Source organism: Paenibacillus harenae (genome assembly GCF_030812415.1).
Lineage (GTDB): Bacteria > Bacillota > Bacilli > Paenibacillales > Paenibacillaceae > Pristimantibacillus > Pristimantibacillus harenae_A.
On sequence record NZ_JAUSST010000004.1, the window covers coordinates 310,809 to 329,455 of the forward strand.

The 18,647-nt window shown below is 53.4% G+C and carries 20 protein-coding genes; 15 read left to right on the forward strand and 5 right to left on the reverse strand.

The genetic code is table 11. The annotated features are described in order from the left end of the window. The first annotated feature begins 135 nt into the window (after positions 1-135). The 5 genes from J2T14_RS16330 to J2T14_RS16350 all read left to right on the forward strand — a co-directional run bounded on the left by J2T14_RS16330 (position 136) and on the right by J2T14_RS16350 (position 4,533). Positions 136-732 carry a cob(I)yrinic acid a,c-diamide adenosyltransferase gene (locus J2T14_RS16330; RefSeq protein WP_307200492.1) on the forward strand — a complete coding sequence of 199 codons (597 nt, stop codon included), beginning with the start codon at positions 136-138 and terminating at the stop codon, positions 730-732. Continuing rightward, complete coding sequence (locus tag J2T14_RS16335; RefSeq protein ID WP_307472407.1) at positions 729-1,688, forward strand: RluA family pseudouridine synthase; 960 nt, start codon at positions 729-731, stop codon at positions 1,686-1,688. The genes J2T14_RS16330 and J2T14_RS16335 overlap by 4 nt, the downstream gene beginning before the upstream one ends. 330 nt (positions 1,689-2,018) lie before the next feature. Then, positions 2,019-2,396: an arsenate reductase family protein gene (locus tag J2T14_RS16340; protein WP_307472409.1), complete on the forward strand. Its 378-nt coding sequence runs from the start codon at positions 2,019-2,021 to the stop codon at positions 2,394-2,396. Further along, positions 2,378-3,619, forward strand: coding sequence for an aminotransferase class I/II-fold pyridoxal phosphate-dependent enzyme (locus tag J2T14_RS16345; protein ID WP_307472411.1), 1,242 nt, complete (start codon positions 2,378-2,380; stop codon positions 3,617-3,619). Before J2T14_RS16340 ends, J2T14_RS16345 begins: the two co-directional genes overlap by 19 nt. Positions 3,620-3,660: 41 nt before the next feature. Further along, positions 3,661-4,533 (forward strand): 5'-3' exonuclease, encoded by an 873-nt coding sequence (locus J2T14_RS16350; RefSeq protein ID WP_307200486.1) that lies wholly within the window; start codon positions 3,661-3,663, stop codon positions 4,531-4,533. Between the two features lie 194 nt (positions 4,534-4,727). Here J2T14_RS16350 and J2T14_RS16355 read toward each other — a convergent pair whose 3' ends face one another. Together J2T14_RS16355 and J2T14_RS16360 are read right to left on the reverse strand one after the other, a co-directional pair. Beyond that, positions 4,728-5,006 (reverse strand): hypothetical protein, encoded by a 279-nt coding sequence (locus J2T14_RS16355; RefSeq protein ID WP_307200484.1) that lies wholly within the window; start codon positions 5,004-5,006, stop codon positions 4,728-4,730. A gap of 50 nt (positions 5,007-5,056) precedes the next feature. After that, the gene (locus J2T14_RS16360; RefSeq protein ID WP_307200482.1) at positions 5,057-5,353 is read right to left on the reverse strand and encodes a DUF3055 domain-containing protein; all 297 of its coding nucleotides are present in this window, start codon (positions 5,351-5,353) and stop codon (positions 5,057-5,059) included. A gap of 258 nt (positions 5,354-5,611) precedes the next feature. Between J2T14_RS16360 and J2T14_RS16365 the strand changes: the two genes are divergently transcribed. From J2T14_RS16365 to J2T14_RS16395, 7 genes are all read left to right on the forward strand, one after another. Then, positions 5,612-6,610 carry an HRDC domain-containing protein gene (locus J2T14_RS16365; protein ID WP_307472413.1) on the forward strand — a complete coding sequence of 333 codons (999 nt, stop codon included), beginning with the start codon at positions 5,612-5,614 and terminating at the stop codon, positions 6,608-6,610. A 505-nt stretch (positions 6,611-7,115) separates the two neighbouring features. Next, on the forward strand, positions 7,116-7,577 hold the full coding sequence (locus J2T14_RS16370; RefSeq protein WP_307200478.1) for a chemotaxis protein CheX: 462 nt from the start codon (positions 7,116-7,118) through the stop codon (positions 7,575-7,577). A 91-nt stretch (positions 7,578-7,668) separates the two neighbouring features. Beyond that, positions 7,669-8,442 carry an SDR family NAD(P)-dependent oxidoreductase gene (locus J2T14_RS16375; RefSeq protein ID WP_307472415.1) on the forward strand — a complete coding sequence of 258 codons (774 nt, stop codon included), beginning with the start codon at positions 7,669-7,671 and terminating at the stop codon, positions 8,440-8,442. Between the two features lie 29 nt (positions 8,443-8,471). Then, positions 8,472-9,935 carry a DEAD/DEAH box helicase gene (locus J2T14_RS16380; protein ID WP_307472417.1) on the forward strand — a complete coding sequence of 488 codons (1,464 nt, stop codon included), beginning with the start codon at positions 8,472-8,474 and terminating at the stop codon, positions 9,933-9,935. Positions 9,936-10,042: 107 nt separating this feature from the next. Continuing rightward, positions 10,043-11,290, forward strand: coding sequence for an S-layer homology domain-containing protein (locus J2T14_RS16385; protein ID WP_307472419.1), 1,248 nt, complete (start codon positions 10,043-10,045; stop codon positions 11,288-11,290). A 140-nt stretch (positions 11,291-11,430) separates the two neighbouring features. Further along, positions 11,431-12,180 carry an ABC transporter ATP-binding protein gene (locus J2T14_RS16390; protein ID WP_307472421.1) on the forward strand — a complete coding sequence of 250 codons (750 nt, stop codon included), beginning with the start codon at positions 11,431-11,433 and terminating at the stop codon, positions 12,178-12,180. Beyond that, positions 12,180-13,427, forward strand: coding sequence for an ABC transporter permease (locus J2T14_RS16395; protein ID WP_307472423.1), 1,248 nt, complete (start codon positions 12,180-12,182; stop codon positions 13,425-13,427). Before J2T14_RS16390 ends, J2T14_RS16395 begins: the two co-directional genes overlap by 1 nt. A 99-nt stretch (positions 13,428-13,526) precedes the next feature. Here the strand turns inward: J2T14_RS16395 and J2T14_RS16400 are convergent, their stop codons facing one another. Continuing rightward, the gene (locus tag J2T14_RS16400) at positions 13,527-14,822 is read right to left on the reverse strand and encodes an aminotransferase class I/II-fold pyridoxal phosphate-dependent enzyme (protein WP_307472426.1); all 1,296 of its coding nucleotides are present in this window, start codon (positions 14,820-14,822) and stop codon (positions 13,527-13,529) included. Between the two features lie 343 nt (positions 14,823-15,165). Between J2T14_RS16400 and J2T14_RS16405 the strand changes: the two genes are divergently transcribed. Beyond that, entirely contained in the window at positions 15,166-15,951 is a 786-nt protein-coding gene (locus J2T14_RS16405; RefSeq protein WP_307472428.1) for a helix-turn-helix domain-containing protein, read from the forward strand. Positions 15,952-16,049: 98 nt separating this feature from the next. Here the strand turns inward: J2T14_RS16405 and asd are convergent, their stop codons facing one another. After that, positions 16,050-16,841, reverse strand: a complete 792-nt coding sequence (gene asd / locus J2T14_RS16410; protein WP_307200462.1) for an archaetidylserine decarboxylase — start codon at positions 16,839-16,841, stop codon at positions 16,050-16,052. A 169-nt stretch (positions 16,842-17,010) separates the two neighbouring features. On the opposite strand from asd, the gene J2T14_RS16415 reads away from it, so the two are divergent. Next, on the forward strand, positions 17,011-17,298 hold the full coding sequence (locus J2T14_RS16415; RefSeq protein ID WP_307472430.1) for a hypothetical protein: 288 nt from the start codon (positions 17,011-17,013) through the stop codon (positions 17,296-17,298). Between the two features lie 73 nt (positions 17,299-17,371). Next, positions 17,372-18,061 carry an HAD family hydrolase gene (locus tag J2T14_RS16420; protein ID WP_307472432.1) on the forward strand — a complete coding sequence of 230 codons (690 nt, stop codon included), beginning with the start codon at positions 17,372-17,374 and terminating at the stop codon, positions 18,059-18,061. Positions 18,062-18,169: 108 nt separating this feature from the next. Here the strand turns inward: J2T14_RS16420 and J2T14_RS16425 are convergent, their stop codons facing one another. After that, complete coding sequence (locus J2T14_RS16425; RefSeq protein WP_307472434.1) at positions 18,170-18,646, reverse strand: GNAT family N-acetyltransferase; 477 nt, start codon at positions 18,644-18,646, stop codon at positions 18,170-18,172. Position 18,647: the final 1 nt, after the last annotated feature.

Genomic DNA, 18,647 nt, shown 5'->3' on the forward strand with positions numbered 1-18,647 from the left:
AGCAGGAAGGAGTGACATCCGGCCTGCTGCTTTCGTGCGTGTATGTGCAGGAACATACTGCCTCGAGCGCCTCAAGGGGGCTTTTTATGGTATAGTGGGAACAGAAGATAGAGAGGCTTGGAAGGGTGCGATAACATGAAGTTGTACACGAGAACGGGCGACAAGGGCCAGACATCCTTGATCGGGGGACGTGTCCGGAAGGACGACGCGCGAGTCGAAGCGTACGGTACGATTGATGAGCTGAACAGCTTCGTCGGCGTCGCGGCGGCGGAAGCGGCTAAGCATGAGGGACTTGCAGAGCTGGTTGATCGCTTGATCGTCATCCAGCATGAGCTGTTCGATTGCGGCTCCGATCTTGCTTATGCGAAGGAGGGAGCGCCGCTTAAGCTGGATGCGGAGCCGGCTTCGCGATTGGAAGAGTGGATTGACGAGTATACGGAGGAAGCGCCTGAGCTGCTTAAGTTTATTTTGCCTGGAGGAACCGCGTTGTCCTCGGCCTTGCATGCGTGCAGAACGGTATGCCGCAGAGCCGAGCGGCGCGTGGTGTCGCTCGCGCTCGCGGCTTCGCATCCGGTAAGCGAGGATGTCCAAGCCTACTTGAACCGGTTGTCGGATTTCTTCTTCGCTGCGGCACGCGTGGCGAATGCGAGACTCGGCGTTGCCGATACGGAATATGAGCGGAGCGCGGAAGTGTTCCGCACGGGCAAGAGCAAGGGTTCGGGTAAGCAATGATGCTAGAGAATGAGCTTGAACTGGAGCGTTTATATTACAAGCCGCTCATCGTGCGGGTAGATAAGAATGATGACGGCAAGCAAGTCCGCACCGTACTGGAGCGCAAGCTTGGCGTATCCCGCAAGCTGCTGTCTCAGGTGAAGCTGACCGAGCATGGACTGACCGTGAACGAGCAGCGCGTCTATACGACGGCAACCGTGGCGGAGGGCGACGTTATTCGCGTCCGCATGCTGCGCGAGCAATCCGACGATATATTGCCGGAGCCGATGCCGCTGGAGATCGTCTTCGAGGACGATGATCTGATGATCGTCAATAAACAGGCCGGCATTGTCGTGCATCCGACCCATGGCCATTATACGGGAACGCTGGCGAACGGCGTCGTCTATCATTGGAGGGAGAAGGGGGAACGCGTCCGGTTCAGGCCGGTGCATCGGCTGGACGAGGACACTTCCGGTCTTGTCGCCATCGCGAAGACGTCCTATGTGCATCAGCAGCTATCCGAGCAATTGCAAGCAGGAACGGTTACGAAGCTGTATCGCGCTTATGTGTATGGCTGCCCGAAGCCGCATGCCGGCACGGTTGACGCGCCGATCGACCGCGATCCGCTTGAACCGCACCTTCGGATCGTAACGCCGGACGGTTATGCGTCGGTGACTCACTATGAGACGGCAGCGAGCTTCGGCAATGCCGCCGCCGCCGTAAAGCTGAAGCTGGAGACGGGCAGGACGCATCAGATTCGCGTTCATATGCGGCACATCGGCTGTCCCCTTATCGGGGACAAGCTTTACGGCCCTAAGGAGGCTGCTGTCTCCGCATGGGAAGAAGCGGCAGGGCGCCAGGCGCTCCATGCGGAGACGCTTGGCTTAACGCATCCGCTGACAGGCGAGCGTATGGTCTGGCATGCTGCGCTGCCGCCGGAGCTCGCCTCGCTGGAGCAGACGTTGAAGGGAATTTAACTCCCTAGCCTATTTAGCTCCCACTCAGACTGACTCCCTGACGGCAAACTACATAGTCCGTTCATAACTTCACAACGCTTGCGGACATGAAATACCTTATTTGTGACAAATAAGCCTGTTTGGGGTTGTTACGGACATGAGGTACCTTACATGCACCCAAACCGTTAAATGACGGCATGTTTTGAGTGAATAAAGGGATCTGGTGTCCGTTATGAATCGATGGTGAGGGATTTGAAGGCAATAAGGGATCGGGTGTCCGCAACGTATAAAGAACGATAGAGAGAAGCTATGCCGCAAGGGAATGGCGACAGCGATGAGGAGGAACCAGCGATGACAAAGCAGAACGAACTTACGATAATTCAATATCCGAAATGCAGCACTTGCAAGGCAGCGTTTAAGTCGCTGCAAGCGAAGGGCAATGAGGTGAAGTCGCGCAGTATCGTCGAAGAGACGCCAAGCGCGCAGGAACTGAAGGAGCTTGTTCGTCAAAGCGGACTGGAATTGAAAAAGTTTTTTAACACGTCGGGTGAAGTATATAAGGAGCTAGGCTTGAAGGACAAGCTGGCGTCCATGTCCGAAGACGAGAAGTATGAGCTGCTTGCTCAGCACGGCATGCTTATCAAGCGGCCGATCGTGACCGATGGCACGACCGTTACGGTTGGCTACAAGGAAGAGACGTACGAGCAAGTATGGAAGAGGAACGGGTGATCGAAGCGATGAGCAAGGACAAACGGAAATGGAGGTCGGAGCGTCTCTCGCTGCTTGGATCGTCAATCTTCGCCGAAGTGGCGGCGTGGAAGACGGCTGCCGCAGCGAGCGGGCAAGACATCATTGATTTGGGCATCGGCAGCCCGGACAAGCCTCCGACGCCAGCCGTCAGGCAAGTACTTAGCGATGCCGCGCTGCGCTCTGATATGTACGCGTATCCGGCAACGCGAAGCGGATTGCCCTTTAAGGAGCATGCGGCCGCGTGGATGAAGCACCGATTCGGGGTCGAGCTTGATCCGGTCCATGAGATCGTAACGCTGCTTGGTTCGCAGGACGGCTTGGCTCATCTCGCGATGGCGTTGTGCGATCCCGGCGATACGGCGCTGCTGCCCGATCCTGGTTATCCGATCTATACGGCTTCGCTTGCGCTTGCCGGTGTGGAAGCCGTGCTCATGCCGCTGCGAGAAGAGAACCGTTACATGCCTGATCTTGATGGGATTGCCGATGAGCAGTGGGACAAAGCGACGTTTATATTGCTTAACTATCCGAACAATCCGATCTCGGCAGTCGCAGACCTCGCTTTCTTTGAGCGTTTAATTGCGAAGGCGCGCAAGCACAACGTATTGGTCGTTCATGATTTGGCCTACTCGGAGATGGGCTTCGACGGCTGCGAGCCGCCGAGCATTTTGCAAGTGCCGGAAGCGCTTGAACAAGCGGTTGAATTTCATTCCTTGTCGAAGAGCTTCAATATGGCAGGCTGTCGGATTGGCTACTTGGCCGGCAATAGGGAAGCTGTCGGCGCGCTGCGTGAATTGAAAGCGAATATCGATTATGGGGTGTTCGATCCGGTTCAAGAAGCCGGTATAGCAGCGTTGCGGGAAGCGATGGACGTTACTGCGAATGTGCCGAAGGCCGGTAAGCTGTACGAGCACAGAAGAAATCGGTTTATCGATGCTTTGTATGCAGAGGGATGGCATGTACCGGCGCCGAAGGCGACGATGTTCGTATGGGCGCCGCTTCCGCCGATGCAATGGACGCTTTCCGAACGATGGACGTCGCGGACGATTTCCCAGGAAATGCTGAAGCGGACAGGTGTCGTTGTCGTACCTGGCGAAGCTTTTGGCACGGAAGGGGAAGGGTATGTGCGCATCGCGCTTGTCGAAGAAGAGGAAAGATTGATAGAAGCCGCCAAGCGGATTGGAAGGTTCATTCGCGGGGAATAAATAGTTTATAAAACAACCGTTAGAGGAGAGGGATTATAGTAATGGCCAATCAAAAATTGTTGCTTGTCGACGGGATGGCAATTTTGTTTAGAGCTTATTTTGCTACGACGTTCGGAAGCAGCAGCAGTATTCGCCGGACGAGCTCCGGCTTGCCGGTTAATGCCGTTCATGGTTTTGTTCGTTATTTCATGGATGCGGTCAAGACTTTCGAGCCTACGCATATTATTTGCTGCTGGGATATGGGCAGCACGACGTTTCGTACGGAGCAATATGACGGTTACAAATCGAATCGTCCGAGCGCCCCGGAAGATTTGGTTCCGCAATTCGATCTGGTGAAAGAGGTCGTCGCTAGCTTCAACGTGCCGAACATCGGCATTGAAGGTTATGAAGCTGACGATTGCATCGGTACGTTAGCGCGTGCGTTTAAGGATCAGGCTGAGGTTGTCGTCGTAACAGGAGATCATGACATGCTGCAGCTCGTGGACGAGAGTGTATCCGTAGCTATTATGAAGAAGGGCATCGGCAACTACATGGTATATACTCCGCTCAGCCTTATGGAAGAGCGCCAGCTTACGCCCGCCCAAATTATTGATATTAAAGGTTTAATGGGAGATACGAGCGATAACTATCCGGGTGTCAAAGGTATTGGCGAGAAGACGGCGCACAAGCTTATCCAGGAGCATGGCTCTATCGATGGTCTGCTTGCCAATCTCGAGGCGGTATCGAAGACGATTCGGGCAAAGATCGAAGCGGATCTGGACATGCTGCATCTGTCCCGCGATCTTGCAACGATTCGATGCGATGCGCCGGTCTCGGCCGAGCTGGAAGCTTGCTGCTGGGCTTACGAGCGTGAAATCGTGCTTCGCAAATTCGAGGAGCTCGAATTTAAAAGCTTGGTCGCTTTGATTAGTTAATTAATATGCCCTATAAGCAGGACACTATTGAATATAGTGTCCTGCTTATAGGGCATTTGTGGTTTATCTGATAGAAACGGTTGTCTAGAGAGGAAACATACCTAATATTGCGTTAAACGGCCTGCTTAGGAAAAAAGCCCCTTTCCGCAAACGCAATAATAGGCGTAATGAGGAAAAAGGGGCCTTGTAGTCGGTTATGGTTCGTCCAGTACTTCGGGAATGATTAAGGCGTAACCCTCGTCTCCAGGGTAGTCACGGTCGAAATCTTCATGCAGCGACCGATTCTCATAGTCGAAGCGCTCGGAAGCGCTCTGGTCGATTCGCCACGGCTTGTTCTTGCCCGGCGATTCCTCCAGCAGATCCGTGCTGTACGGCCCTTCCGGAAATAGATCCGGAATAAGGTCGTTGGGCTGCGATTCCACAGTCGATACGTCCGTGTACGCTTGACGATCTTCGTCCTTGTAACGAGTCATTGAGAGTCGCCTCCGAAATAGTTATTGGATACCCTCTCAGTGTTCCCCGATCAATCGGTAAAATTCACCGTTCCAACAACAAAATACAAAAATTGAGCAAGCTCGCCAGCCTCTTCCTCATTGAGCTTGAACGTAAACGCCAGATAACCTTCCTCCTCGAGGTCATCCGGACCAATAATGGCTGTCTTGCCGGATTGCAGCTCGGTGACGAGCTTCTTTCCATAAAAGCGATGCGTTGCCGTGATCGCGAGATCGAACCGCTTTAAGCTCGGCGTAATGAACGTAACGAATCTAGTCGAGGTATCCTCGGTCGTATCGGACATAAAATCATAATCGGGAAGTAGCATCGGGTATAGCCTCCACTCGCATTAGTAAGCTGCAAAACCTTCTTAGAGACCGCAGCGGCATTACGGTTAAGTATACACTAACAAAACGCTTGTCATAAACCTTTCCATATGGTAGTCTGTAAGCAATCGAATCATCGATCGTGAGGGAGCACCTCTTCTGCTTAGGCAGGAGAGGTGCTTTTTTTTGTGCGCCGGGCGTTGCTCTGCCGATCTGCGATTCGTATCTATCATTATATTCGATGAAGGAGTGTAGCGGGTATGCAAATCGTATTTTTGAACACATTCGAGAAAACGGAGGCCGATCATCGGGTCATCAGCTCGCAGTTGTCGATCTGCGAGCGGCAAGGGGTTTGGTCTGTATTGTGGATGGAGGGCGAGCAGTCCGAAGGCAACCCGGAAACATGGTTCGAAGGAACGTCATGGGAAGAGATGATGATTGCATTCCGCCATGGCATTGCTAGGAAGATGGGCGAAGGTTATACGCCGATTATCGACGGTATGCTGGAGGAACGCCGAACATCCGCAGGCAGCTTCTTGACGATGCTGCAATGCTATGGCGAGCTGCACGCTAATCAAGAGTTATTCCAGTCGCTGCGCGAATGGAGGAGGGCGAAGGCAGCCTCCGAGAAAAAGTCGGCCTATCTCGTATCGACGAATCGGATGCTCTGGATGATTAGCGCCTTTGTGCCTCATTCCGAGGAGGAGCTTGCGCAAATTCCGGGCTGGGGAAATGCCAAGCTTGCCGCGTACGCTGAAGAAGTCATTGCCGTAACGAACCGCTTCGCACGCGAAACGGCATTCCCTTTGCAATGGGTCGCGGAGAAGCTGGACACCTCCGCCTATACGGGCTGGTTGTTCAAGCAGAAGGAGACGAAGTATAAGAACCAGATGGACCGCCATAGCGCCAAAAAACAAATTTTACTCGCAGCCCAGCAGGGGGGGACGATCGGGTTGCTCGAGGAGAAGCTGGAGCTTTCACGACGCGAGCTGATTGATCGTATCGAGCAGTTGGAGCAGGAGGGGTATGACCTGGAGCCGCTCATCAATCGCGAGCTGTCCGAGATGCCGGAGGAGGAGCAACAGCTTGTCTGGCATGCGTTGACGAGCGTGGGCGACCGTTACTTAAAGCCGGTACTTCAGCAAGTATACGGGTCAAGCGAGGCCTCCGAATTAGGAAAGCCCGTCGATACGCTGTACGAGAAGCTGAGGCTCATCCGTCTTCGCTTCCGCAGAAGCAGTACGGACAAAGCGGTCTAGCAAACGGATAGCCGAGAAAGGCGCGCGGAAACAGCGCGCCTTCTCGGCTATCATCCCGATTATGGTCCTTGACTATTAACCTCCAAAGCGTCATCCATCGCTCACCCCCATAGCGTCCATTCATTGTCAAGATGAAGGTAAGCGTTCTTCGAATGTCGCAAGATCGCGATTCGCTTCATGCCATTCTTTGGGCCTAAAGAATGAAGACAGTTCCGGTTATAACTTTCCCTCGATAGATTCGGTGGCATCAAAGATAGGTTCAGGGAAACGACCGTCCGTATCGATATAGCGCCGGACAGGCGTATTCCGCTTTTCAACTCCCAAAGTTACCGTGTCCAGCAGCCAGCCCGAATCGAATATCCGTGTAGTCCGACAAGCTCTTTCGTTTCATAGGACTAAAGGCGCAACTGCATTGTTTGTAGTATACTTGTCCTAGTTTTTTAAGTATAATGAAAATCAAACAAGACAAATCGCGAATTTTGTCGAGAAGGAGCGTAACCTTTTTATGAAGGCAGAATATATAAACCCGTTTCTTGAATCTGCAAAAATCGTTATTGAGCAGGTTATACAGATACGTCCTGCTACCGGTCAGCTTGGCCTAAAGGATATTAAGTTTGTTGAGAATCATATTTGGATTCAAATCGGCCTCAACGGACAGATGAACGGTGACATTGTATTCGGACTTAGTGAACAGGTCGCGCTAAAGATGGTGTCCGCCATGATGGGCGGATTCGTAATCTCCGAGATCGACGAGATCGTTCGGAGTGCTATTTCTGAGCTGGGCAACATGATTAGCGGAAATGCCAGTACGATGCTGTTTAACCAAGGCGTGAGAGTCGACATAACGCCGCCGAAAGTTATTCAATCGGCTAATTCAGCCGGATTTACTGCAAAACAAGCGCTAACGATTCCTCTCATTATGGAAGGAATCGGAGAACTGGACATTCAAGTTTTAATCGCATCGTAGCACAGAAATGGCTCCTTCGGGAGCTTTTTTTGCGTCTTGGATGTCGATCAAGTAAACTTGAAAGATAAGACTTCATAATGGGTGATGTTGGATGATAAACGGGAAGATCGTATTCATAACGGGAGCGTCTAGCGGCATAGGAGCTTTGACCGCGGCGCTGCTGGCGGAACGCGGCGCGATACCGGTGCTGACTGGGCGCAATTATGCCAAGCTGGAACGACTATCGGCGACAATCAAAGGCACGCATTCGATTCTTCGGATGGACGTAACCGATCAGGCCGATGTACAGCAAGCGGTTGACGAAGCCATTCGAAAATACGGCAGGATCGATATTTTGCTTAACAATGCGGGCTTCGGAAAGTTTGAGTATTTCATTGATGCTCCCGTGGAAAGCTTCATGGATATGATGGATACGAATTACATGGGCATCGTCCGGTGTACGAAAGCAGTGCTCCCGCACATGCTCAAGCAGGGCAGCGGCCATATCGTTAACGTTGCCTCGATGGCGGGGAAGATCGGGTCGTCCAAGTCGACTGGCTATTCAGCGACCAAGCATGCGGTGCTCGGATTCACGAATTCGCTTCGCATGGAGCTTAAGCCGCAAGGCATTAGAGTATCGTCGGTTAATCCTGGGCCGATCGATACGGAGTTTTTCGCAATGGCTGATCCAACGGGCAGCTATGTGAAAAACGTCGGCTGGTTCATGATGAAGCCGACATACGTGGCGAAGATGATCGTACGCGTCATGGAAAGACGCAAGGAGGAGCTTAATCTGCCTAGGGCGGCGTCGGTGGGCATATGGTTCTACGGACTATTCCCGAGGCTGGCGGACCGGCTGGTGGGCGGTATTTTTAATCGAAAATAAGATAGCACGAGAGAGGAACAACAACGCGTATGAGCAAGCAAAATTGGATGGAATTAGGTATTAACGAGACGCTTGGCGCCAAGCTGGAGGAGAACGGCATCATGCAGCCGACAAGCATTCAGGCCGAGACGATTCCGCTGCTGCTGGCTGGACGCGACGTCTCGGCAAGGTCGCAGACGGGAACGGGCAAGACGATCGCTTATTTGCTTCCGCTTCTGCAGCAAGTAAATACGGGATCGAATGCGATTCAAGCGATTATTTTGTCGCCGACGCAGGAGCTCGCCATGCAAATCGTAAGAGTAGCAGAGTCGTATGCGGCGCCGCTTGGCGTTCGCGTTCAGCAATTGATCGGGGGAGCGGCGCTGAAGCGGCAAGTCGAGAAGCTGAAGCTTCATCCGCAGCTCGTCATCGGCACGCCGGGGCGTATTCATGAGCTGCTGAAGCTGCGCAAGCTGAAGCTGCATGACGTTCGTTTCGTCGTCGTAGACGAGGCGGATCAGGTGTTCCACCTCGGATCCACCTCAGAGGTTGAGACGTTATTGCATGCGACGGGAAAGGAACGTCAAATTACGTTTTTCTCCGCAACGTACCCCGAGGTCATGGCCAGATTCGAGGGCCGCTGGATGAGAGATCCGGCGCGTATCCAGATTACGCCGGAGCAGCGGGTGTCGGAGACGATCGAGAATTACTATATGCTTAGCGACAAGAGGGACAAAACGGATACCGCGCGCCGTTTGGTACGTTTGCTGAAGCCGTCTTCCGCGCTGCTATTCCTGAACGATACGGACAATATTTCCAATTGGGAGTCGAAGCTTGCTTATGAAGGCTTCACCGTGGAGGCGATCTACGGCGATGCCGATAAGCAGCGCCGGGCAGCCACGCTCGCACGGTTCCGCGAAGGACGCTGCCAGCTCCTTCTGGCAACAGACGTTGCCGCGCGCGGACTTGATATTGAAGGATTGCCGCTTGTGATTCAGCTTGATCCAGCCATTGACGCCGATCATTACGTCCATCGGGCAGGTCGGACGGGGCGGATGGGCAGACCCGGTACGGTCGTGACGATCGTGACGCCTCAGGAGCTGTTCATTATGGACAAGTTCCGCAAGCAGCTTGGAATAGCTTTAGAGGAACGTGTTATGTTCAAAGGCAAACTGCTGACGAACGAGCAGCTGCGCGAGGCGACGAAGCCGTTCGCAAGCAGGGAAGGCGAAACGAATGCTGGCGCGAAGCGGGGAACGCCGGTTGGCCGCAATGCCGCTGTTGAGACGAAGCCGGTCCGTATCGCCGGAGCGGGCGAGAAGACGCCTAAGCCGCAAACGGCTAAGCCGGCAGTCGGCAGGGCGGTAGCCGGCTCGGAGATGCCGGCCGCGAAGGCGGCGCCTAAGCCGATTACGAAGGCGAAGGCCAAGGAAGAACGCAAGCGCGTCGGGAAAAATAAGGGCGCTCCAAAATGGCTTAAAGCGAAGCGCGAAGCCGATAAAAACGACAAATAATATTTTTTTTCAAGCCACCCTCCTAAATCGGACACCCTCCCCCGAACGTTATGGGCGAAGGTAAAAAGCGGAAATTTCCGCAAACGAAAACAAGGAGAGTGGCTTTCTTGACTAAACAAAGTATGTGGAAGAAGACGGCAATTACTTCATTGGCACTTATGATGCTTACAGGCGGCGCGACAGCGGCATTCGCCGATAATGGAAGAAATGGCGGAGATCGCGATGACGACAAAAAACATCAGAACGAAGATAGCCGGAATGACAATGACGATGATGATGAGGAAGACGACGATAAATATAAGATTGTATGGAAGTTTGAAGACGAAGAAGATTTGAAATGGGCTACCGAGTACATCATGCGCCTTGCTTCCAAAGGTATTTTTACGGGATATGAGGACGGTACTTTCAAGCCTGCGAATAAAATTACGCGCATCGAGGCGATTTCGGCCGCTGTCCGCTTGATGGGTCTTAGAGACCAAGCCGAGTCGGAAGCAGAGATGAGCACGGAGCTTCAGTTCAAGGACGCGGACAAAATCGAGAAAAAATACCCGTGGGCGGTCGGTTACGTCTCCGTGGCTCTTGAAAACGACCTGTTCTTCGAAAACGAGACCGAGGTGAAGCCGGAAAAGCAAGCGACAAGACTGTGGTCCACGATCCTGCTTATAAAAGCGCTTAAGCTGGAAGACGAAGCAAAGGCTCTTAACAATACGAAGCTCGACTTTAAGGATGCGAAGGAAATTCCGGCCGGTTCCGTCGGATACGTAGCCTTGGCATTGGAGAAAGGTATTATTTCGGGCTACAACGAGGGCAACGGCAAGACGTTCCGCCCTAACCAGCCGATCAGCCGCGCCGAGCTTGCTGTGCTGCTTGACCGTACGGATGAGGAAATGCCGGATCACGACGCTACGGCGATTGCGGGTTCATTGAAAGCAGCTGCAAGCGGCGGCAAGATCACGGTTGTAAAGGCTGACAAAACGGAAGTTGAGCTTACGCTCGACGCTAACGTCTTTATTTTCCGCGATGATAAAAAAGTTGCCGTAAGCGCGCTTCGCGCAGGCGACGAAGTGCTGGTACGCACATACCAGAACAAAGTCGTATTCATCGAAGTAACGGATTCCGAGCCGGAAGTGATCAGCTTCTCGGAGACGGGCACCGTACACTCGCTGACATTCAATGCGTCGGCGAAGCTGTCCGCTATTACAGTTACGCAAGTGGAAGATTCCGAAACGAACGTTCTTATCTATAGCGTATCCCCTGATGTTAAGATCGTAGGCAATGCTTCCCTGCTTAAAGAAGGACAGTCTGTAAAGGTTACCGGCAAAAACGCTATCGTAGAATCGATTGAAATTAAATAGAAGCAAGTGAAAGACAAAAGTCGTCCCTATCCCGCTCGCGCGGGCATAGGGACGGCTTTTTTTGATATTGCGCCCATAATTCGGTATGCTGATATAGATGATAGTCATGATGCCAATATGTAATAGTGAAGGTGACGCGAGTGGATGCAATATTGCAGGTAAAGCAGCTGATTGGCGGATATAGTCCGCGCAGGCCGGTGCTGCACGGTCTCGATTTTGAGGTGAATGCAGGCGAAATGGTCGGTTTGATCGGCCTTAACGGCGCGGGCAAGAGCACGACGATTAAGCATATTCTTGGGCTTATGAATCCGCAGCAGGGAGAGGTGAAGGTTGCGGGCACGACGCTTGCCGAGCAGCCGGAGCGATATCGCTCCGCATTCGCTTACGTGCCGGAGGCTCCTGAGTTGTTTCCGGAGTTGACGGTTGAAGAGCATCTTCATATGACGGGCATGGCTTACGATGTGGCGGAAACCGACTTTGCCGCCAGGCAGGAGGAGCTGTTGGAACAATTCCAAATGCTGCCTAAGCGCAAAGCGTTCGCAAGTCATCTCTCCAAGGGCATGCGCCAAAAGGTGATGATTATGAACGCGCTGCTCGCGCAGCCGCCGCTTTACATTATAGACGAGCCGTTTCTTGGACTCGACCCGCTGGCGATTCGTTCCTTGCTTGAACGACTGGTTGAAGTGAAGCAGAACGGAGCGGCGATTCTGATGAGCTCGCATATTTTATCGACGGTGGAGACGTATTGCGACCGATTCATCGTTATGCATCACGGACATATCGCCGCGCAAGGCACGCTTGAGGATGTAAGGCGGGCTGCCGGAATCGATCGCAGAAGCGGAACGCTTGAGGATGCGTTCTACAAGCTCGTAACGGGAGGCCGTCCGTGATGGGTGACGGCAGATCGCTTGAATCGCTTTGGAAGAGGCGCTCGCATGCTTTCCGAAAGGAAACGACGCCTTACTTCCGTTATATGTCGATGAGCGGATTCCCGGCCTTTCTGTCGCTCATTGCCATATCCGGAACATTAGGCTATTTCAAGCTGATAAGAGACTTGCCGCCGCATTTCCCGATCACGGCAGTAGGCGTTATCGCTCTAGTGCTCGCCTCTTGCTGGACGCCGCTTCGCACATGGCTTGCTCCTGCGGATACGGTGTTTCTTATGCCGCGCGAAGGGGAGATGGGGAGCTATATTGCGGCATCCTACCGGCGTTCGACGATCATGACGGCCCTATTTAGCGCGGTCATGCTGCTATTGTATGTGCCCATCTATAGACAAGGGGCCGCTCCTGCGCACTGGCTGGTACTTATATTGGGAGTGGCGGCTATACGGGGAGCTAATCTATGGGGAGGCTGGAAGGAGCGCAAGATCGCATGGCCGGGTATGCGACGTCTGCTTCGAACGGCACGCTGGCTCGCGACTGTAATCGTGCTTTATGCGTGGCTGACGTTCGTTCCATGGCAGTCGGCAATATTCACGTTATTGGTTGCCGCGCTCTTCGCTATTGTTTATCGTCTGCCAAGCAGTCATCGCTTTCCTTGGGAGCGGCTGATCGAGGAAGAGAAGACGACGCATAAACGCTATTATACGTTCTTCGGCATGTTCATCGACGTTCCGACACTGCCCTCGCCGATCGCGCGGCGATCGTACATCGCCTGGGTGCTCCGGTTAGTTCCGTATTCCAGACGCAACACCTTCGTTTACTTATATTTAGCTTCGCTCCTTAGAACGGAAATGGGCGGCATTCTTATCCGACTGCTGCTGCTCGGCGGACTCGTTACCTATTGGATTGCCGAGGACGCTTCCTTGTCCGGATGGGGAGCATCCCTTGTGTATGCCTTGTTCCTGCTTGTCTTGTCCGTCCAACTGGGAGCTCTTAGACAAGTCCATCGCCATTCCGTATGGAAGCATGTATATCCGCTGCCGGATAGTCAGCGCATTCAGCACTATACGAAGGTCGACCGGATGGCGCTTATCGTTGTTGCCGCATGGCTAGCATTGCCCCTGGCTTTGCCGTTGCTCATGCAAGGCTATTATACGCCTGTTGTCGCTACGGCTGCTTGCGTGCTAGCCTATATTGCGATAAGACCTAGCCGGATAAGGAAGAAGCTGCGCAAAGAGGAAGACGACGATTAGACGGCAAAAGAAATCCCCCTGACAGCGAACAGTACCTTGGGCTAACCCAAGCGTTCCGCTATACAGGGGGATTAAGTTTTTATGAATCAAATTCGATTATTACGCAAGCAGCTCTTGAACCGCTTTGAAGATCGTGTCGTACAGTTCTTCCAAATTCTCTTCCTCGATGCAGGAGAACGCCACGCGCAGATCGGTCTCGCCAAGAGCGATCGTACCGATGTCGTATTCGTCCAGCAGGCGGTTGCGAACCGCCTCGGCCGTTACGCCGCTTAGCTTGAGGCACATGAAGTAGCCGGAGTTGAACGGATAGTAGCTGAGCACGTCGCCGTAGCGACCGCTGTCGAGCAAGCTCTTAACGGTATTGGCGCGGCCTTTCATAATCTCGTATTTCTCGGCCCGCTGCTGCTCGAACTCTGGCGCTTGCAAAGCGCGAAGCACGAACGTCTGCGACGGATGCGGTCCGCTGGAGATCGTAGCGCGAATAATGCCCAGCGTCTTCTGCTCCAGCGCGGCAAGCAAGGATGCCGAGGAAGAAGCGTACGTAATAAAGCCTACGCGGAAGCCCCATACATACTCTTCCTTCGTAGCGCCGTCAACCTTGATCGCAAGCACGCGCGGGTGAAGCTCGGCAAGCTTGGAGAATAACGACTCATGCAAGGAATCTTCGAAAAACAGTCCGAAATAAGCGTCGTCCGTAACGGCCACGACATGAATGCCGGCTTCCGCCGCATCGCGGATTGCAGCTACGATCTCATCGCCTTCCTGAGGCCCCGGCGTGTAGCCTGTCGGGTTGTTCGGGAAGTTAAGCACAACGATCGCTTTGCCTTTGTCCTTCTGCGCGAGCAGCGCTTCGCGAAGGCCTTGGCTGTTGAACTTCATTTCATCGTTGTATAGCGGGTATTCGACGATCTCCGCGCCGCGGCGTACGCCGAACGTGAGCTCGTAGTTTTCCCAGTTTTTATTTGGAATGACTACGGCGTCTCCGGCATCGGCGAACAGGTCGGCAACGATGCTAAGGCCGTGCGTCAACGCATTTGTAACAACGGGCGTCCCGAAACTCTTCGCTTCAAGAGACGGATTATCTTTAATCATCTTCGTGCGCCAAGCAGAGCGAAGCTCCGGCTTGCCGCCAGGAGGTGCATATTCGTATAGATCCTTCGGATGATAAGCGGTCAGCGTCTCTTGAATCACTTTGAGATGCATAGGCACTCCGCCCTCTGTCGCAATTCCGATCGTAGCGTTGAATTTCTTAGCTTTCGTCTTTGCTTCAGCGGATTGGCTGAGGATGCCCTCCTTCGGAAAATAAATCGCTTTGCCTAAAGCCGACAACATGGCGTAGACGTTCGGATTTTCCGTTTGCAACGTCTCATTTAACTGCTTTGCAAGTGGGTTCATTAGACTTCATTCCATCCTTCCGAGATGATTCGTATAGGTTTATATCGGATTGGACTGCCGGTCTGCGACGCGTTACAGCCCAAATCTACTTATCGGGTGCTATTATAACATTTTTTCTAAGCTGCAAACCATTCTCATATCAAATTTTTTGCGAATTTTCGCTGCATCGCCGTACAGCTTGCGCAAAACTTTATCGCTGTTGTATGATGACGTCATATGTTTAGCCATGCAACAACGGTTGCTGCGCTTTAAGCTTTAGCTGCCTATAACGGGCCCGCGCAACAATTGCTGTTCCGAAACGGGATGGACAGCGGTTCGTTTCGCAGGCGGGGGAGGATTTTTTATGCTGCACGTATCGCCCGATTCTTTAGTTTTGCAGCCTGCCTTTGCCAAGATCGTCTGCGAGCCTGGATGGCGCTGGGCAAGACGCGAGAAGCCGATACCTAATTACGATCTATTCTATGTATGGAGCGGCGAAGGGGAAGTGGAAATTAACGGTACGATCTACGAAGTGAGCAAAGGAAGCTGCTTCTTGTTCCGGCCCGGCGATTACACGAGCGCGACCCATAATCCACAGAAGCCTCTCGTATTGACCTATATCCATTTCAAAGTGGACGAGGTTGTCGATCATGTGCCGGAGCGTCATCGGGTGCTTACGGATACGGTCGATTTCGAATATATGCTCTCGCGATACGTTCGATTATTTCTCGTACAAACGTATGCGGCGGAAGAGGAAGCGAAGCTGGTGCTTAAACAGCTTATTATCCATCTTCTGCGCGAGGACAATGAGGCGCCGGTGGAGAAGAAAGCGAGCAATCAGTTGACGGAAGCCATTCACGAAATCGCCAACTACGTCCGCCAAAATCCGAGCATCGCGCACCGCGTCGAAGATTTGGCGATGCGCGCTCAGCTGTCGCCTAGATATTTTTCGATGAAATTCAAGGAAATGATCGGGATGTCCGTCCAGACGTATATGATTCGAACCCGAATCGAGCGCGCTCAGCATTTGCTTATGCACGCGGGCATGAACGTCACCGAGGTGGCCGACGCGCTCGGCTACCGCGATATTTTCTTCTTCAGCCGCCAGTTCAAGCAGTATACGGGCAGAAGTCCCTCGGAGATCCGTTAAAGAGGCCGGACAAGCCGATAGTTACATTAGCGATAAAATAACGAAGACTTCTTCCGCGTCGGCACTGGACGGCAAGGGAAGAAGTCTTTTTTTCTTTGCTATGGCTTCGGTAACAAACGCCCAAGACGCTCGCCCATCTTAACCTTGAGGCCAACTTGCATATCGTCGCGAGGGATGAAGCTGTCATCCTCCATTAGCAGCACGACGGTCGAGCCGAAGGCGAAGTAGGCGAGCTCATCGCCCTTGACGACCTCGTCGAGCTGCGGCTCGACGTATTTGATGCTGCTGACGTTCATTGCGCCGACCTTTACGACCGCCGTCTCGCAGAACCCGTTTCGTATGTAAGTAATGAGTCGTTCATTGCGGCTTAGCACTCTGCGCATATGGCGAAGTCCGAAGTCGTTCACCGGATAGACTTTGCCTGCTACATGCTCCCGCTCGACGACCGTGCCCGTTACCGGCGTATGGATGCGATGATAATCGGTAGGACTTAAATACAAGACCATGTAATAGCCGCCCAGATAGGAGGCTGCGCGCGGCGAGCGGTTGAGCAGCTCCTCGACGGTATAATTTTGTCCTTTGACGTCCAGGATCGTCCCTTCGCGGATGGTGCCCGCTCCGGTGACGAGAGCATCGACGGGACTGGCTACCTGATCCGGGTTGCTATCGATTTGTCTCATGCCGGCTTTCAGTCTCCGGGTGAAAAATTCATTCAACGTTCTATATTCAGTGAGGGGCTTCTCGGCTTCCTCGACCTTAATGCCGTACATGGATGCAAACCGGGCGATTAAATGGCGGCTGGCAGCCGACTGGGCGAATCCTCCGGTCAGCCGGGAAATCCATTTGCGCGAGCTTAACTCTGTCATGGAACGAAGCAGCCATATCATCATGCTTTTAACTTCACGTCCTTTCCTACAGGGCTTCTTAGTCTTTCAAAGCGCTTGCCCCCAAACAGTGTGACATATCCGAATCCAATTTACAATACGATAGGTTCATTATTTGCATAGGCGTTTATTCCATTGCCTTATCGCCAATGCTTGTCTGGAAGAGGTGATTATTATGATGGTTTGGAGCGGTATCGGTCTTGCGGCAGGGACTGTCCTGCTTGGATGGCTTTGCGGAAAAAGCGCCAGCTGGAGACGCCTATGCGATGGGCTGGCGGTTGTTGCTTTCTTCCTGTTCTTCGTCATTGCATCGTCGGCAGCGGCAAGCACGATTATGAGAGGCACCGTGTTCATGACGGAGGTGCACCTTGTGCTCATTAATCCCGCCTTTCTGGCAAGCGGCGCTTATATTGGTCCTTATACGCTCTCGAAGCTCGCAAGCCGCTTATGGGTGAAATCATAGTGACCGGGTTGCGGGGCGCTCCTTCGCTTCGGTATGATAAGGTAAGTAACGGAACGGAGGCGACCAACGCATCATGAGCGAGGATAAATTAACAAAGCCGGAAGCGATTATTTTCGATATGGATGGCACTTTATTCGAGACCGAAACGCTGCTTGTACGGGTCCATCAGCGGTTGTTCGAGACGCTCCGCGAGGAGAAGCTGTATTTAAACGAAACGCCGCCTGTCGATAAGCTGCTTAGCTGTCTAGGCATGCTGCTGGAAGACATCTGGCGTCAGATTATGCCGGATAGCTCCGAGGCTGCGAGAAGGCGGGCTGACGTGCTTATGCTTCAGTACGAACTGGAAGGGCTGGAGGCGGGGGAGGGTGAGCTTTACCCGTACGTGGAGCAGACGCTTGCAGCGCTGAAGGAGCGCGGCGTCAAGCTGTTCGTCGCAAGCAATGGGCTCGAGGCGTATGTGAAGGGCGTCGCGCTGCATAAAGGAATCGCGGCATTATTCGATGGCCTGTACAGCGCCGGTGAATACGGCACATCCAGCAAGGTGGACCTTGTTGCCAAGCTGCTGAGCGATCATGGCGTTGGGCCGGCCTGGATGGTCGGGGATCGCTCCTCGGATGTGGAGGCTGGCAAGGGCAACGGCTTGACGACGATCGGCTGCGCCTATGCGAGCTACGGCAAGCGGAACGAGTTGGAGGACGCGGACGTTCTTCTATCGGATTTTCGCGAATTGATCGATCGGTATGATCAGGCATCCATAAGCTAATCGGATACAAGACAAATAACGGCCGTCCCGGCTGCGTAATAACGCAGCCGGGACGGCCGTTATTTAGCGTAGAGCAGTGTCCTTTAAATCTGTGAATGAAGCTTTCTTTCAGACGCTGACCGGCGCTTCCGCGGAGGACGTTTTCTCGAAGCGCAGCGTCGGCTTGCCTGTCGGTCCTCGGTGCATAGATACGGCCTTCATGCCGAGCTTGAAGCAAATCGCCATGCTGGCGGTGTTGTCGGCTGCGACGTTGCATGTCATCGAACCGAGCCGTCCAATCATCGCTTCTACGATTTTGGCGCCGATGCCCAGTCCTCGCGCATCGGGATGCACGACGACCAGGCTGCCTCCTTCGCCGCGATCGGCAGCGAAGCCGAAGCCGACGATGCGGTTCCCGTGCGTCGCAACGACGATGACCGCTCCGAAGACGCCGTGCGCGTCCGCAGCGAGGAAACGATCGTCCAACGTGCGCAGCGCATGCATTGTCGCAACGGCAAGCCGCTTATCGCCGAAGCGAAGGGCGAAGCCGATCAGTCTCTTCTTCTCGGAACGCCATCTGCCCTGCGTAAGCAGCTCTAGGTCCATC